The 16,949-nt window shown below is 34.0% G+C and carries 16 protein-coding genes; 10 read left to right on the top strand and 6 right to left on the bottom strand.

Annotated elements, in window-relative coordinates:
- Window positions 1-41: 41 nt before the first annotated feature.
- Entirely contained in the window at window positions 42-1,436 is a 1,395-nt protein-coding gene (locus DNG35_RS00260; RefSeq protein ID WP_233494423.1) for a S41 family peptidase, read from the bottom strand.
- A 106-nt stretch (window positions 1,437-1,542) separates the two neighbouring features.
- Here DNG35_RS00260 and DNG35_RS00255 point away from each other — a divergent pair, with 106 nt between their 5' ends.
- Genes DNG35_RS00255 through DNG35_RS00235 form a run of 5 tightly spaced genes read left to right on the top strand, consistent with a single transcriptional unit; the run spans window position 1,543 to window position 4,326 of the window.
- A complete protein-coding gene (locus tag DNG35_RS00255) occupies window positions 1,543-2,055 on the top strand; it encodes an RNA polymerase sigma factor (protein ID WP_111125744.1) in 513 nt (170 codons plus the stop codon).
- The gene (locus DNG35_RS00250) at window positions 2,042-2,473 is read left to right on the top strand and encodes a hypothetical protein (RefSeq protein ID WP_111125743.1); all 432 of its coding nucleotides are present in this window, start codon (window positions 2,042-2,044) and stop codon (window positions 2,471-2,473) included. The genes DNG35_RS00255 and DNG35_RS00250 overlap by 14 nt, the downstream gene beginning before the upstream one ends.
- Window positions 2,474-2,479: 6 nt before the next feature.
- A complete protein-coding gene (locus DNG35_RS00245; RefSeq protein WP_111125742.1) occupies window positions 2,480-2,986 on the top strand; it encodes a DUF4252 domain-containing protein in 507 nt (168 codons plus the stop codon).
- Window position 2,987: 1 nt separating this feature from the next.
- Complete coding sequence (locus tag DNG35_RS00240) at window positions 2,988-3,572, top strand: DUF4252 domain-containing protein (RefSeq protein WP_111125741.1); 585 nt, start codon at window positions 2,988-2,990, stop codon at window positions 3,570-3,572.
- A gap of 25 nt (window positions 3,573-3,597) precedes the next feature.
- Window positions 3,598-4,326: a head GIN domain-containing protein gene (locus tag DNG35_RS00235; protein WP_111125740.1), complete on the top strand. Its 729-nt coding sequence runs from the start codon at window positions 3,598-3,600 to the stop codon at window positions 4,324-4,326.
- 53 nt (window positions 4,327-4,379) lie between these two features.
- On the opposite strand, the gene lon is transcribed toward DNG35_RS00235, so the two are convergent.
- Window positions 4,380-6,830, bottom strand: coding sequence for an endopeptidase La (gene lon, locus DNG35_RS00230; protein ID WP_111125739.1), 2,451 nt, complete (start codon window positions 6,828-6,830; stop codon window positions 4,380-4,382).
- Between the two features lie 297 nt (window positions 6,831-7,127).
- Between lon and DNG35_RS00225 the strand changes: the two genes are divergently transcribed.
- From DNG35_RS00225 to DNG35_RS00205, 5 genes are all read left to right on the top strand, one after another.
- Complete coding sequence (locus tag DNG35_RS00225; RefSeq protein ID WP_233494422.1) at window positions 7,128-7,568, top strand: response regulator transcription factor; 441 nt, start codon at window positions 7,128-7,130, stop codon at window positions 7,566-7,568.
- A 4-nt stretch (window positions 7,569-7,572) separates the two neighbouring features.
- On the top strand, window positions 7,573-8,679 hold the full coding sequence (locus DNG35_RS00220) for a HEAT repeat domain-containing protein (RefSeq protein ID WP_111125738.1): 1,107 nt from the start codon (window positions 7,573-7,575) through the stop codon (window positions 8,677-8,679).
- On the top strand, window positions 8,676-10,124 hold the full coding sequence (locus DNG35_RS00215) for a glycosyltransferase (protein ID WP_111125737.1): 1,449 nt from the start codon (window positions 8,676-8,678) through the stop codon (window positions 10,122-10,124). The genes DNG35_RS00220 and DNG35_RS00215 overlap by 4 nt, the downstream gene beginning before the upstream one ends.
- Window positions 10,125-10,202: 78 nt before the next feature.
- A complete protein-coding gene (locus DNG35_RS00210) occupies window positions 10,203-11,453 on the top strand; it encodes a YaiO family outer membrane beta-barrel protein (protein ID WP_111125736.1) in 1,251 nt (416 codons plus the stop codon).
- 243 nt (window positions 11,454-11,696) lie between these two features.
- Window positions 11,697-12,191: a hypothetical protein gene (locus DNG35_RS00205; protein WP_111125735.1), complete on the top strand. Its 495-nt coding sequence runs from the start codon at window positions 11,697-11,699 to the stop codon at window positions 12,189-12,191.
- Window positions 12,192-12,215: 24 nt separating this feature from the next.
- Here DNG35_RS00205 and DNG35_RS00200 read toward each other — a convergent pair whose 3' ends face one another.
- The 4 genes from DNG35_RS00200 to DNG35_RS00185 form a co-directional block, all read right to left on the bottom strand.
- Entirely contained in the window at window positions 12,216-14,174 is a 1,959-nt protein-coding gene (locus DNG35_RS00200; protein WP_111125734.1) for a DUF349 domain-containing protein, read from the bottom strand.
- A 94-nt stretch (window positions 14,175-14,268) separates the two neighbouring features.
- Window positions 14,269-14,997 carry a shikimate dehydrogenase gene (locus DNG35_RS00195; RefSeq protein WP_111125733.1) on the bottom strand — a complete coding sequence of 243 codons (729 nt, stop codon included), beginning with the start codon at window positions 14,995-14,997 and terminating at the stop codon, window positions 14,269-14,271.
- Window positions 14,994-16,025, bottom strand: coding sequence for a DUF368 domain-containing protein (locus tag DNG35_RS00190; protein WP_111125732.1), 1,032 nt, complete (start codon window positions 16,023-16,025; stop codon window positions 14,994-14,996). The genes DNG35_RS00195 and DNG35_RS00190 overlap by 4 nt, the downstream gene beginning before the upstream one ends.
- Window positions 16,012-16,944 (bottom strand): DUF368 domain-containing protein, encoded by a 933-nt coding sequence (locus DNG35_RS00185; RefSeq protein ID WP_111125731.1) that lies wholly within the window; start codon window positions 16,942-16,944, stop codon window positions 16,012-16,014. The genes DNG35_RS00190 and DNG35_RS00185 overlap by 14 nt, the downstream gene beginning before the upstream one ends.
- Window positions 16,945-16,949: the final 5 nt, after the last annotated feature.

Raw genomic sequence — 16,949 nt, 5'->3', positions numbered from 1 at the left:
TATAGAAATAAAAAAAATCCGCTTTAAGCGGATTTTTTGTTTTACTCCTTAACATACATTCTTTTGTAAGTAGGTTGTTTAGCTTTGCTTTCAAATAATAGTTCTGTTATTATTTCTGACGATGCTGGTCTTGGAGAAGTGTTTCCGGTAATGTCATTAATTACAGTATTTAGTAATGGCTCGTTGATATCTCCTAAAACGCCTAAATTTTCAAAATCTTCAGCTTGCTCGATGTCTGGCGGTAAACCATTTACATAATCAGTAAAACCTTGGGCATTTACCGTTTTAAGAATTAAAGGTTGCATTGCATAGTGGTGTCCTAAGTTAAAATTGCTGCCGTTTCTCGTAAAATCATTAGAATCGTAAAGTGTGATGGAGCCTTCAAATTTACCCGTGGTTGTTGTGCCTACTTGTACGGTTTCTATATAGGGCATCAAGCTACTTAACAAAAGTTCACTGGCGGAAGCCGTACTTCGGGTGGTAATCACATATAGCTTATTGAGGTTGAGACTGTTGATGTTTCGACCTGTGCTTATGGTGTTGTTAAATAAACGTGGCTGATCATCAAAATTATCATTGTAAACCTGGGTGGTAAATAATTGCCCTTCAAATTGACCGGTGACCATACTGGCGAGATCGTTAGAAGTTTCGATGCTTCCGCCACCATTGTAGCGTAAATCGATGACTATATCTTGAACTCCTGCTGATTTAAAATCCGCGAAAGCGCTGTTGAGTTCACCGTCAAAACTTGAAGTAAAAGCATTGTACATTAAGTAACCAATTTTATGACCTTCTACTTCAAAAGTTTTGGCAATGTAAACTGGATTTTCTTGGTATTCTTGTTTGGTTAAAGTGATTTCTTCTTCGGTTGGTGTTAACACTCCGCTCTGAAAAGTGGCTAAACCAATCGTGTAGGTTTGTGGAGTTAGCAATTGCTGGTAATTACTCTCGGTAAACTCTTGTCCGTCGATACGGTTAAAAATCATCCCTCTTTCGATATTATTTTCTGAAGCAGAGGTGTTCGGCAAAACATAGCGAACGTAACCAAAGATTTCACCCGTAGATTGTATTTCTACTAAACCAAACTCCATTCCGTTATGCAGGCTTTGGCCATTTAAAGCACTTTCTAAAACCCGATAATCTGATACTAAAAAACTAAACCGGTCCTGGTCTGCAAGCAAATGCTCAAAAAGTGCTTCGGGAGAGCTATAAGAGTTTAGGAAATTGGTGTATTCTTGAGTGTTTCCCTCATTTAAATTTGCTTCTAAATCGGGACTATCGGCTTTATATAAATAGAAAATATTTAAACCTTTGTAAATAAAATCATTGATTTCAGTAAGCGAGGCTTCACCGATTTCATCATCTAAATCTTTAAAACAACCTGTTAGACAGGTAAGCGTTAAAAAAAAAAGTAGGGCTATTTTTAATTTTTTCATTTTCATTATTTTTAATAAAGATAGTATTTCTGTTTTTTTTCAGAAAAAAGATTGTAACAAAAAATATACTTATTCGTCATCCTTATAAACCAACCAATTAAAAGTTGTGAATAAAAAAGCATTTTTAGATTTTTTAAAACCTATCGAAAATAAGATTTATAGGTTATCGCTGAGGTTTTTGGTCTCTAAAGATGCGGCAGAAGATGCGACACAAGATATTATTTTAAAGTTGTGGAAGAATAAGAACAAACTTTCTACTTATGATAGTCCAGAAGCATTTGCGATGACGATGACCAAAAATCATTGTATAGACGAGCTTAAGCGAAAGCGGAATAACAACCTGCGAATTGTTCATAACAATTATGAAGATGACAAAAAATCGTCTTTACAAAAGCAAATTGAAGTTAGAGATGAGTTTGAATTGGTAAAAAGAGCAATTAAAAATTTAAACGAACAAGAACAACTCATTATTCAACTGAGAGATATTGAAGAATTAGAATATGACGAAATAGAAAAAATAAGCGGATTAAAACCCGTAAACATTAGAGTAATCTTGTCGAGAGCTCGTAAAAAGTTACGACAAGAGCTCATCAAAAAGCATAATTATGGAACTGCATAAAATAAAGAGTTTAATAGAAAAATACCTTGAAGGGGAAACTACGCTACAGGAAGAGAAAGCACTAAAAGCCTATTTTCGTTCAGGCGATGTAGACGAATCGTTAGCAACATATAAAGTATTGTTTACTTTCTATGAAAAAGAAAAACAAATCACCTATGAAAAACCCACTTTTAAAGCAAAAAAGAAGTTCAATTATTTAGCTGTTGCGTCTGTAGCTATCATTTTGCTTATTGTTGCGACATTACAGTTTGGTCGACAAACAACTGAAAGCCAAGCTTATATTGCAGGCAATAAAGAATTAGCAAAAGAAAATACCGAAGCACTTTTGGCGATGGTCACTAACGTTGTGACAGACGGAGCAAAAAAACTTCAACCCATTAAAGAATTACCTAAAACAACAAACAAAATTTTAAAATAAAAAAAGATGAAAAAGTTAATTTTAATTGTAGCGATTTGTATCGCACCGATGATGAGCCAAGCACAATCTTTTGATAAATACGCTAACATGCGTGATGTAAGTTCGATGATTGTGACTAGTAATATGTTTAAACTATTGGCAGAAATAGATGTAGATAGCGATGATCCTGAAACGCAGGCTTATGTGCAACTTATCGAAAACTTAAAAGACATCAAAGTCTTGTCTACCGATAATCTAGAAATTGCTAAACAAATGCAAGCCGATTTCAAAAGTTATATTTCTTCTAGCAGTCTTCAAACCTTAATGACCGTAAAAGACGATGGTAAACTGGTAGAGTTTTATTCCAAACCTGGAAGTAAAAAAAGCCACGTGAGTGAATTGATGATGCTCGTAAACGGAGACAAGCAAACGGTGGTACTTTCCCTGACAGGAGATATCGATTTAAAAACCGTTTCAAAACTTGCTAAGGATCTGGATGTTCCTGGAGCAGAAGAACTTAAAAAAGTAGAATAACATGAAAAAATTATTAGTAGCCATCTTTATTTCTTTAGGATTTGTAGCGTGTAAAAACGAGCCTACTTTGCAGAAATATTATGTGGAAAACCAAAATAACGAGAACTTTTCTATCATTGATGTGCCGAGAAGTTTAGTCATCAACGATTATACAAAACTTTCTGCAGAAGATAGAAAAGTGATGGAAAGTATCGATAAAGCAGTAGTTTTATTACTTCCGTTAAACGGAGAAAACAAAACGATGTACGAAAAAGAAAAAAATAAAGTAGAGAAAATTCTTCAAAATGACGATTACCATTTATTGATGCAAATGGGCAGCGGAAGAAGTGGTGTAAAAGTCTCTTATCTTGGTGATGCCGACGCGATAGATGAAGTCGTCGTTTTCGGAAAAGACGACGAAAAAGGTTTCGCTTTAGCTAGAATTTTAGGTGACGATATGAATGTGAGCGCGATTCTAGGAATGATGAAATCGATAGGAGAAAAGGAAATAGATTTTGATGAAAGTGGTATCGAAGCAATTTTTAAATCATTTGATAAAGGTCCAGCAACAATAAGAGATAGTATTGTAATAGACACGATCAATTAATATAACCAAGCAAAAATTAAACATTATGAAAAAAATCATCAACAAACTTTTAGTTTTAAGTTTAATTTCGCTTACGCTGACTTCATGTAATTTTGAAAACTTTACCGGAGTAGAAGGCAAGGGCGAAGTTGTAAAAAAAGAGATTGTCCTTAGCGAAAATTTCCATAAAGTAGATGTCGAAAGAGGTTGGAATGTCTTACTCGTCAAATCTTCTGAAAATAAAGTTACTGTAGAAGCTAACGAAAATTTGATAGAGCTTATTCAAACCAATATTACCGAAAATGAATTAGAAGTTACTTCAGAAAAAAATATTGGTCAAGCCGATAAAAAAATGGTCACCATCTATTACACACAAGATTTAACAGAGATTGAAGCCTCAGCGGGAAGTATGCTTAATAGTCAAGATGTCTTAAAAGCAAACTCTCTAGAAATCTCTTGTAGCTCTGGTGCTTTAGTAGAATTAAAAGTAGAAAATCAGACGACCAATGTCGAAACTTCTAGTGGTGCAAACTTTACGGTAACCGGAAACACCAAAACTTTAAGTGTCGACGCTAGTAGCGGAAGTTCTTTTGACGCCCAGCAACTAAAAGCTGAAAACGTAACTGCCGAAGCGAGTTCTGGAGCTAGTGTAAATGTGTATGCTTCGAAGCAAATTACCGCAGAAGCTTCTTCGGGAGGAAATATCGATTATTGGGGAAACCCTGAAAATAAAAATATAGAAGACAGTGTTTCTGGAAGTGTTTCAGAAAAATAATCTAGTTTTATTAATTATTTGGATAAAAAAAGAGGCAAATTAGCCTCTTTTTTTTACAACTTCTTTGCATTCTTTACTTTCTGATTAGTCAACGCGTGTTTAATCACGTCTTTCATATCAGAAACATAATGGAAGGTCAAACCTTTGAGGTAATCTTCTTTTATTTCTTCGATATCCTTTCGGTTTTCTTCACAAAGAACAATCTCTTTTATTTTTGCGCGTTTAGCGGCCAAAATCTTTTCTTTTATTCCGCCAACAGGAAGCACTTTTCCACGTAAAGTGATTTCACCAGTCATGGCAATACTTTTCTTTACTTTTCTTTGTGTAAAAAGTGAAACCAAAGAAGTGAGCATCGTGATTCCGGCACTTGGGCCATCTTTTGGTGTGGCACCTTCCGGAACGTGAATATGAACATTATAATTGTTGAAAACGGTTGGGATAATACCAAATTCTTCTGCATTGGCTTTGATGTATTCCATCGCAATGGTTGCCGATTCTTTCATCACCTTTCCTAAATTACCTGTAATGCTCAAGTTTCCTTTACCTTTCGATAAAATCGATTCGATGAAAAGGATATCACCACCAACACGCGTCCAAGCCAAGCCAGTTACCACACCAGCAACATCATTATTTTCGTATTTATCGCGTTCTAACTTTGCAGGACCTAAAATATCTACAATATCATTATCGGTAAGTTTGATGTTGTAGGTTTCTTCTAGCGCAATACTTTTGGCGACATAACGAATCACTTTTGCAATTTCCTTTTCGAGGCCTCTTACACCAGATTCTCTTGTGTAACCTTCGACAATTTTAGTGATTTGGGATTTTCCTAATTTTACTTGATCTGCAGTCAAACCGTGTTCTTTTATTTGTTTAGGAAGCAAATGTCTTTTGGCAATTTGTACTTTCTCTTCAATGGTGTAACCCGTCATATTGATGATTTCCATACGATCGCGTAAAGCAGGCTGAATACTACCCAAACTGTTTGAGGTTGCTACGAAAAGTACTTTAGAAAGGTCATAACCCAATTCCAAGAAATTGTCATAAAATTCTTGATTCTGTTCTGGGTCAAGCACTTCTAACAAGGCCGAAGAAGGATCACCTTGATGACTGTTGGAAAGCTTATCGATTTCATCTAAGACAAAAACCGGATTGCTTGTTCCTGCTTTCTTTAAGTTTTGGATAATTCTACCGGGCATCGCACCAATATAGGTTTTACGATGACCACGAATTTCTGCTTCGTCACGTAAACCGCCCAAAGACATACGCACATATTCTCTGCCTAATGCTTCGGCAATAGATTTACCAAGTGAAGTTTTACCAACTCCTGGAGGTCCGTAAAAACAAAGAATAGGAGATTTCATATCGTTTCTGAGTTTTAGCACTGCCAAAAACTCAATGATCCTACGTTTTACTTCTTCAAGACCATAATGATCGCGGTCTAATATTTTTTGAGCTCTTTTTAGGTCGAATTTATCTTTACTGAATTCTTCCCAAGGTAATTCTAAAATGAGTTCCAAATAATTTCGCTGAATGGAATATTCTGCTACTTGCGGGTTCATTCGCTGTAGTTTTTGCAATTCTTTTGCGAAATGTTCTTTTACTTTTTTATTCCATTTCTTTTTCTTGCCTTTTAAGCGCATTTCTTCTATTTCTGTTTCTGAAGAAACGCCACCTAATTCTTCTTGAATGGTTTTCATTTGTTGGTGCAAGAAATATTCACGCTGCTGCTGGTTCATGTCACTTTGTACCTTTAGCTGAATATCGTTTTTCAGTTCGAGTTTCTGAAATTCGGTATTCATATATTTTAAGGTAGCTAGCGCTCTTTCTTTCAAATCGTTTATCTCTAGTAAACTTTGTTTTTCTTCCACCGAAAGGTTCATATTAGAAGACACAAAATTGACTAAAAACGAAGGGCTTTCGATGTTTTTTATGGCAAAAGAAGCTTCAGATGGTATGTTTGGACTATCTTTGATAATACGTAAAGACAAGTCTTTTATAGATTCTATAATTGCATTGAACTCTTGATTATCTAATGCGGGTTTTTCTTCTTTCACAGAAGTGACCGTAGCCTTTAGGTAGGGTTCTGAACTTACAATCTCTTTGATTTGAAAACGTTTTTTACCCTGGATAATAACAGTTGTATTACCATCGGGCATTTTGAGTACTCTTAAAATTTTTGCCACCACACCTAATTGATGAATATCATTTAAGCTCGGATTTTCGACATCTTCTTTCTTCTGAGCAACAACACCAATGGTTTTGTTTCCTTTATTCGCTTCGTTGATTAAGGTAATCGATTTGTCTCTTCCTGCAGTAATCGGAATTACTACACCAGGAAACAAAACGGTATTTTTTAAAGGTAAAATAGGAAGCACTTCGGGGAGTTCTTCTCGATCTATTTCTTCCTCATCTTCGGGAGTCATTAAAGGAATAAGCTCTGCTTCTTCGTGGATGTCATGAGGTGACAAATTGTCTAAACTAAATATATTTCTTTTTGACATAGTATTATTTTGGTCAAACTGTCAGAAAAAGACAGGTTTCGCGTGTGCAATATGACTTTTAATTAATGGTCTATAAATAAGTCAATAGTTATGCCAATGTTATGATGCAGTTTTTTCCGACGAAAGAAAATGAAGTATTAAAGTTTGTTAGAAAACATTTTAAAAAAAGTTAATTAAAATAAACTTCATAATAATTGCTTATATTTTTAAAGTATTCAAAATAGACATTTATTTTATGTGTGACTTTTATATGATGTATGTTTCTAATTTAATGTAATATTTAGATAAAAAGCACAAATGGGATATAGAATTGATTTAAAGAATGAAGAGAAGACAGCCCCTATGAAAGAAGAAAAAGTAAACTCAAAAGCTTATAAAATATTACTGGTTGAAGACAATAACTTAACAAATAAGTTAATCACAAATATTCTCGAGAAAAATAACTATAAAGTAGTTGTTGCTGTAGATGGTCTGCAAGCTATCGATATGGTAGAAACAGAAAACCCCGATGTGGTGCTTACCGATATTTTGTTACCCATGAAAAACGGTCTTGAGATCATAGACTTTGTCAACAAAAACAAGCCTGATATACCGCTTATAGCAATCTCTGGTTATGGTGAAGAAGAAAATACTGTCGTGGAGGCTTTTAAATTAGGTGCTGATGATTTTATTGGCAAACCTTTTAGTCCTAATGAGCTTCTAGCAAGAATAGAGCGTCTATTAAAAGACAGAGAATAATTTTATGGAACACGTAGAAGAAATTACAAGATTTTATGTGGTGCCAATACTTTTATTTTTCTTTTTTGGTTTTTTTGTCCTACTCATTTTAGCACGTTTTTTTTATAATGTTAGAAAAAAAAGAATTGAGAATGCAGAAAATAAAATTATAGCTTTTTTAATTGATAATTTTACTTCGGGTTATTCTATCGAAGAAATTATTGCTAATTCCAAAACGTTTATAAAAACAATTCCTTTTAGAAGAAGTTGGTGTAAAGATGCCTTTATAAAAGAGCTTATTATTCTAAAAAATGACCTTACTAACGTTGATAATGAAGTATTGCAGCTTTATAAAGCCTTAGAACTTCATAAAAGAAGTATCAAATTAATCAATTATTATAATGTATATAACAAAAGATTAGGTTTTTTTCATTTTCAAGAATTAGAATATCATGAAGGCTTGAAATATGTCACACCTTACTTAAAAACAGGAAAAATGAGGCTTTCCTCCAATCGTAGAAAACAAAAAATTATTTCTAACGCTTATATCACTTATCTTTCTTTAACTAATAAGCCTATTGATTTTTTTGTAAATTTCCCTTTTAAAGTTTTAGAAGCAGATGTACATAAAATTATAGATGTTTTACACCACAACAAGACCAAAATACCTCGGAATATTGAAGAATGGTTAAAATCTAAAAATGATTCTATTGTGCGGATAGGGCTAAAGATTATGGTTTACCATAACTACAATGCATCTCCAAAACTTATTATTAATTTATTTAATGCTGAAAATAAAATGGTAAGATTAGAAGCTATCAATTCTGTTGCCGAACTTTATATGGTTGAAGCAGAAGAACCGCTTTTAGAATTATTTACTAAAGAAACCAGTAATAGAAATAAAAAAGGAATAAGTAGAGCGTTAGCTATAATAGGCTCAGAGAAAACAGTAAACCAATTTGCCGAAATCATAACCCTAGATAAAACACTCAATAAAGAATTAAAGCTTTATATGATTAAAACTATTGAAGAAATTGATGATAACTATTTTAGCTTAAATCAAGAAGTATTCGATAGTGAAATAATTTTGATGCGTAAGCATATACAAACTCACAACGCACTTAGTATATGAATGAGTTTTTATATCAGTTTTATCGCATTTTTGAAATTTTTATAGCTGTTTACTACGGAACTTACATCGTTTTCTATTTTATTCTTGCAATTTTATCGGTTTATGCCATAAAAAAATTTATAGACAACGTAAATTTTTTACCAGAAAAAGTCTTGACCAACACCAAATATACTGTGGGTGTCTCTGTAATTGCACCCGCTTTCAATGAGGAGACAACTATTATTGATAACGTAAATTCTTTGCTTTCGCTTAATTATCCTAATTTCGAAGTGATTATCATTAATGACGGAAGTACAGATGGTACACTTGAAGCACTCATAAAAGAGTTTAATCTAGAAAAGATAGACTTTTTTTATCAAGAAAAAATTATAACACAACGTATTAGAGCTCATTATAAATCTAAAGATTCTGTTTATACAAAACTATTGGTAGTTGATAAAGTAAACGGAAAAAGCAAAGCAGATGCTTCAAATGCTGGAATCAACTCTTCAAAATTTCCTTATTTTATTTGTACCGACGTAGATTGCATTTTAAGAAAAGACACCATCACCCAACTCATCAAACCTTTTATAGAAGAAACCGATAAAAGAACTATTGCCACTGGCGGAACCTTGAGAATGTCTAACTCTTCTGAAGTTAAAAGAGGTTATCTTATAAAAATGCATTTTCCAGAAAATTGGTACCCCAGGTTTCAAGAGTTGGAATATACCCGTTCATTTCTTTTCGGAAGAATGGCTTGGAGCCAACTCAACAGTCTTTTACTTGTTTCTGGAGGTTTAGGTATGTTTGATAAAGAAATAGCGGTAAAGGCAGGTGGGTACTGGCATAAATCGATGGGTGAAGACATGGAACTCGTTACCAGAATGCGTAAAGTAATGCACCAGCGCAAAGAAAAGTTTCAGATAAAGTATATTCCTGAAACACTTTGTTGGACAGAAGGACCATCAAATAGAAGAACATTTGTAAAACAAAGAACCCGTTGGGGAAGAGGTTTAATACAAACCTTATTCACCCATAAAAATATCTTTTTCAATCCTAAGTACGGAAAAACAGGTTTTTTAATTTTCCCATATTATTTTTTATACGAATTTCTCACTCCAATTATAGAACTCATGGGGGTAATTGTTTTCTTTTTTGTGATTCCTTTTTTAGATATAGGAGTTGATTATTCTTTCCTATTATGGATTTCAATAGCGTGTTATTTGTTCTATATTAGTATTACAATGTTATCTATCGTGATTGATGAAATTTTGTATAGAACCTATGACGATACCAAAGAAATATTAACTTTAATGATGATTGCCATTGTCGAACCATTTTTCTATCATCCCGTAAATGTATATTCCTATTTAAAAGGTTATTTTTTATTTTTAAAAGGCGGAGAACACAAATGGGGAAATATGGAAAGACAGGGTTTTAACAATAAAGAAACAAAGAACAATTAATATTCATTTATGTGAATTTCTGAATGTGCGGAAATTTTTAGTTTCTTCATTTTCAGTAAACAATAAAATTTCAAACAGATGAAAAAAGCAATTTTTGCCATATTATTTTTAGTTGGAAATATCGTTTTTAGTCAAATAAACACAGATAGTTTACTTATCAAATCTTTAGAAGACTACAAAGAAGAAAAATATGAGCTTGTTATTAAACAATCACATACGGCTATAAAAGTAGCTCCCGATTATTTAGATTTTTATCAGTTGTTGGGAAGAACTCACCAAAGTCTAAAACAAACCGATAGCGCTCGATATTATTATAAATATGTCATCGATAGAAATACGGCATATCAAGCTTCATTTACGTATCTAGCTAACCTAGAAATTGCAGAAGAAAATTATGAAGAAGCACATTTGGTTTTAGATAAAGCAATCGAAACTCATCCAGAAGAAAAAGACTTTCAGTATAAGAAATATGCACTTTATCAAATTGAAAGCAATTATGAACAAGCCTACGAATACGGAAAAGAACTTTCACAAAGAAACCCGCAAGACCAAGACCTTACACAAGAACTTATTTGGATTGAAAGCAAGTTTAAAACCGATAGAATCGGACTTAATTACAGTCTAACGCTCATCGATAGAGAAAATGTTGGTCCTTGGCACTTACCAAGCATACAATACATTAGAGAACGTTCTTGGGGTTCTTTAATTGGGCGTGTGAGTTATGCCAATAGGTTTTTTGACGGAGCATCCATTATAGATGGTTTTCAGTACGAACTGGAGTCTTATGTGTTTATGGGGAAAGAAAAAAAGAATTATTCTTACGGCCAAGTAAGTTATAGTCCAGACATTGTTTTTCCAGAATGGCAATTGGGATACTCTTATTACCATAATTTTAATAAAGGGTGGGAAACCGAATTGGGAATTCGCTACCGAAAAATAAAAACTCCTGACGATTCGTTTGTAGCAGGTGTTGCAGGTTTAGGAAAATATATAGGTTCCTATTGGGTTAACCTTCGAGGTTATTTCCTCAATTACGACAGTAAAGTTTATCCGGCCATCACACTCACCACAAGATGTTATATGAACACCCGATACGATTATGCGACAATAATTTTAGGTTACGGTAGCTCACCTGACGAAAGATCTATACAAGGTCTCATCAATCAAAGGCTTTCGGCGAGCTCTTATAGAGCAGGTTTAGGTTATTTTAGACTTCTTGGCGAACATTATGTCATAGGCATTCAAGGTGTGTATAACAATCAAGAATACATAGAAGGCGAAACTCAAAATGAATTGGAGTTATTTACGACCTTGCAGTATAAATTTTAGTTCGCTTTCGCGGAATGAAAAACGAGGCAAATAGCCTCGTTTTCTATTTTTAGGCTATAAAAAATGGTCGAGCTATATTTTCCTACCTACCTACTAACCACTTCATAAAGTAGAAGAACTCAGCACCTTGTTGTTGGCAAAAAAGATGAATAAAATAAAATGATTATTTAAGTGATGATTAATCTAGTATAGATAATATGAAATCTGTGTGTTATTCTTTTTAAGTTTTTTATTATTTAAACCATGAACAAAGCACTTACTTTATTTAGTATTTTTTTTCTTTTGTTTGGATGTATAAATAAAAAATTCAACAAAAATGAATCTAATGTTGTTTATTCAGAAAAAGAAAATGATTCCATAATAAATATTTTAAATAATTTATGTGGTCATTGGGACATAAAAGATAAATTAAAACAAAAACACTTCGTACAAGGCATTTCTTTTGGAGTGACTCAAATAGAATGTGTTTATAATATTGAAAACGAAAAATACAAGTTAATTAATCAAATCTCAATTACAGAACCATTTGTTATAAATAGGGAGGATTCTATTTTCCCTAATTCAATAGATAGTCTTTTTCTTGCTACGTCTGATTCAGTTAAAATATCAAAAAAAGAAGATCATTTCGGTTTTGAATATTATAATAAAAAATATACTAGATTTATTCCAATAGAAGTTTTAAACGATACTGTTCTAGAATTAGTTGACGGAAGAGAATATTTTAAGGTAAAAAACTGATTATTTTCTTATCTATCTTTTTTATTATAGTTGTCGCAATTTTCGCAGTTTTGCTTTCCAGGTTTCGAGTTGGGTTTTATGACGCTCGATATTTTTGAGCACTTCTTTGACCAACGGATTGCTTTCATCTACATTAGAAAAAAACTGTAAGTTGTTTTCTAACTGGCGAATTTCCGCTTTGGTTTCGTCTATCTTTTTAGATACAAAAAAAGCTTCTTTTTCTATTTTTCGATCATCGTTGGCTTCGTCTAAAGCTTGTAATTTATTCTCGTATTTCAGCATTTCTGCCTCTTTTTTACTAATGTCTAAATCACTGAAAAACTTATCTAAAGCTTTATTGAATTTCCCTTCGATATAGCGCATTTTGTAAGGCACACGACCAATTTGTTTCCACTCTGCAATTTTTGCTTTTACCAAATCGAGATTTTCTTGTGGGTTTTCGTTCATTTCCAACTCCTTTAAGCTGTCGAGCAACTGCTTTTTCTTCTCAAAAGCTTCCATCTCTTCTTTGTTCTCTTCGTCTTGTATAGCGTGAAGTCTTTCAAAATAAGCATTACAAGCTCCTTTAAAACGCTTCCAAATTTTGTCACTGTCCTTCCTGGGCACGTGGCCAATTTTTTTCCAGTCGGCTTGTATTTTTTTCATCAACGGAGTGGTCGCCTTAAAATCTTCACTGTCTTTGTTGTCTTCAGCAATTTTTACCAGCTCCATTTTTTTCTCTAAATTCTGGTATTGCTCTTTTTTTAGGTCCTTGTAGAAAGCATTTTTCTTACGGTTAAATTTTCTTACCGATTCTTTAAAGCTTTTCCAAGTAGGTTCGTTTGCCTCGCGCGGAACTTTTCCCGCTTTGAAAAAATCTTCTCGTAAAGCTTCTACTTTTTTGATGTTCTCTTGTACATTATGATGCGATGTGATTTCGCCTTGAGCGATGTCGTTTATCTTACTGATAATTTCATTTTTACGCTCCAGGTTTTTTTCTCTTCCTTTATCGAGTTCTTCGAAGTACGCCTGACGGTTTTCGTGAATTTTTTTGGTCGCTTCGCTAAACTTATCCCAAATTTCCTCACGGTATTCTCTTGCTACCGGCCCAACATCTTCTTTCCACATTTTGTGTAACATCTGTAACTCACGAAAAGCACGATTGATATTGGTTTCTTGTGCTAGCTCTTCGGCACGGGCAATCATCTTGAGTTTTTGTTCGAGGTTGTGTTTAAAATCGAGGTCTCTAAACTCACGATCGAGGTGCAAAAAGTCATAAAAACGCTCTACATGATGATGGTAATCATTCCAAACGGTATTGTAATTGTCTCGAGGAATTGGTCCCGCTTTTTTCCAACGTTCTTGTAATTCCTTAAAATCATTAAAATTAGATTGCATATCGGCTCCAGCGCCAATCATACCTTTTAGCTCCTCGATAATTGCTAAACGATTTTTAAGGTTTTCGTTAAGGTTTTTCTTAAGGTCTTTGAAGTGATTATTGCGTTTTTCTTTATAATCGAAATACAACGAGTCGAACTCATTTTTAAGCTTGGTTGCATAATGAAAATCAATTTCGTTGCCACCTTCTTCTATAAACTCCTCTTTTTTTTGCTCGTATTCTTCGTCGAATTTAGAATTGAACTCGTGTCTGATTTCTTGTACGTGTTCGCGTATGGCCTGAACCTTTTCGTTTTTTACCAAGTCTCTAATTTCTCGTATCAATTCTGCTTGGCTCATCGAGTGATAGTCTTTCAATTCGATATCGTGACGTTTGCTCACCTCTTCATCTTCGCTCTCTTCGGCAATCGCATCGTGCATCGCTTTGTGATGATTTTCAGCGGTATTTTCTACTTCTTCTTGAGGTAAATCATCCTCTTCTTGAACTTCCGCTTCTGCTTGATTTTCTATTGCTTCCTCTTGGTTTTCTTCTGTCGGATTTTCAGTGAAGTTGGCAGATTTGTTAGCTTCATCATCTTGATGCTTGATATTTTCGTTTTCAGACATTTGTTTCAATGTTTAGGTTCGTATAACTTTTGAAGTCTGAAATATAATAACAATGCCTTGTATCTACAAATAAAATAGGATAGAAAGCAGATTTTTAGGAGTTCCAGATTTCCCAAGCACGTTCGGCCTGGTATTCCAACATTTTTTGGCCGTTGGCAATTTTGCAGTTTTTTTGCTTGCCTAAGGCTAAAAAAGTAGTGATGGCAGGATTATAAACCAGATCGAAAAGCAAATGTTGTGAAGTAAGGTATTCGTAAGAAATTTCTGGATGTTGGTTGACGTTAGGGTAAGTTCCTAAAGGTGTACAATTGATAATGAGTTTGTGTGATTCAATAATTTCCTTGTTTACATCTGTGTAGGAAAAATCTTCTCCTTGCGGATTCCTACTTACGTAGGTGAAATCAATATCCATAGATTCTAAGACATGGGTAATTGCTTTAGAAGCACCACCTTTTCCTAGAATCAAGGCTTTTTGGTGTTGTTTTTCGAGTAACGGAAACAAAGCTTTCATAAATCCATAAGCATCTGTATTGTAACCCATAAGTTTTTGGTTGTCGAATTTGATGGTGTTGACTGCACCAATTTGTTGTGCTTGTTCGTCTATTTCATCCAAAAAGGGAATTACTTTTTCTTTATAAGGAATCGTAACGTTTAAGCCATTTAAGTTAGGGTTTTCGACCAAAATTTTTTTGAAATCGATGATGTTTTCGATATCGAAGTTTTGGTAATCGGCATCGATGTTTCCGTTTTTAAACTTTTCTTGAAAATATTTTCGTGAAAACGAATAAGCAATATTCTTACCGACTAATCCGTAAAGTTTCATGCTTTTATTTTTACAGGTTTACGATTGGCATTTCCGTAGCGTTCGAGCGCAAAAACGATAAGGATCCCGATAATTATAAAGACAATAGCGAAGTAAGTTTCTGGATTGCTCATATCGGGTAAATAACGGTCGTAATTGTCTAGAACTTTGTTTCCGTTACCGTCGAACAGAAGTTTACCTTGGGCGTTGGTTTTAAAAATCTTTTCTTTCCAGGGCCAAACCACTCCTAAAGAACCAGTAATAAAACCTAAAATAATAGCGTAGGTAATGTTCTTGTAATGTTTAATCACATAACCCAATAAATGTGAAAGTGTGACCAAACCAACTACAGAACCAAGTGTAAATGATGTAAGTACTTGCAACAGTCGCATGCGTTCTGGGTTTTCGGTAAACGAAAAATCTAAGGTGAAAATATCGGTAATGGTATCAAAAAGCGCATTGACCGAATCGACTAACAACAAGACATAATTTCCGATAAGGATAAGAATAAATGAGCCTGAAAGACCGGGTAAAGTCATTCCGGAAACACCAATAATACCACAAATAAATACAAACCAGAGATTGTCGTTCTCTACGGCAGGTTCGAGTAAACTTATGCCAACACCAACCAACATACCAACACCAATAAAAATAAGTGTTTTTGCCGAATTGAGCTTAAAATCTTTAGATATGTAATAAATAGATCCTATGATCATTCCAAAGAAAGTGGCCCAAACATAGAGTTCGTAGTATTTGATAAAAAAGTCCAATACTTTAGAAACGCTAAAATAGCTAAAGACCATTCCTAATACCAAGAGCGTTAAAAAGCGTCCGTTGATGTAGTAGTAAAAACTTTCGTACCGCTTATTGATAAGGAGTTTAAAAGCCTTAAGGTTAAATTTTTGTAGTGAATAAATAAATTCCTCATAAAAACCAGCAACAAAAGCTACGAGACCACCAGAAACGCCGGGAACTTTATTGGCAGCACCCATGGCAAGTCCTTTTAGAAAAAGGAAAAGTTTGTCTTTTGGCGATCTATTGTGGTGCATGTTCTGGTTTTTCTTCTGCTATTTTCTCTAAAATTACAATTAAAATAAATCCGACCAACATCAAAAGTATAGAAAATAAAAGTTGTGGTTCTCCATCAAAGTTCCAAGGTAAAACCGATTCTTCTTTCATTACAAATTCTTTGTCACCAATTGTTACTGTTTCTAAGGTGTGTTTCCATGGCCATATTTTGTTGAGTGAACCAGCAATAAAACCAGTAAGAATAGCCAAAGTTGAGTTTTTGTAGTTTTTAAAAAGCCATTTGAGAATTCTAGAAAATATGAGTAAGCCTGTAATTGCACCAAGACCAACAACAGCTATTTTTTTAAAATCGAAATTGTGTACAGCTTCAGTAATGTTTTTATAAGCACCTAACAATACCAAGATAAAAGCTCCGCTAATTCCGGGTAAAATCATCGCACAAATTGCAATAGAGCCAGCAAGAAACAAAAACCAACTATTGTCGTTAGAAACCAAAGGAGGTAAAAGGGTAATGTAAAAAGCCACGACCGAACCTAAAATCATTTGGATCACCAGATAGACATTCCATTTTTCGATTTGTTTGGCGACAAACCAAATACTTGACAAAACCAAACCAAAAAAGAACGACCAAATAAGGACGGGGTGATTTTCTAATAGGTAATTTGCCAGTCGCATGAAAGTAAAAATGCTAAAAAGAATACCTCCTAATAAAGCAATGATGAAGTTTCCGTTGAGTTTTTTCCAAAAAGCATTGAAACCTTCTTTTTTCCATACTCTAAGGAGGCTTAAATCGATATTGCTTATCGTGTAAATAAGTTCTTCGTAAATACCGGAAATAAACGCAATGGTACCACCAGAGACACCAGGAACGGTATCTGCTGCACCCATTGCTACACCTTTCAGGGAAATAACAAGGTAATCTTTTAGTGTTCTTTTCATGAATT

This window comes from Mesonia sp. K7, from assembly GCF_003233725.1.
In the GTDB taxonomy this organism is placed as follows: domain Bacteria; phylum Bacteroidota; class Bacteroidia; order Flavobacteriales; family Flavobacteriaceae; genus Mesonia.
The sequence above is the reverse complement of the archived record's forward strand: the minus strand, read 5'-3'. Positions and strand labels throughout refer to the sequence as shown.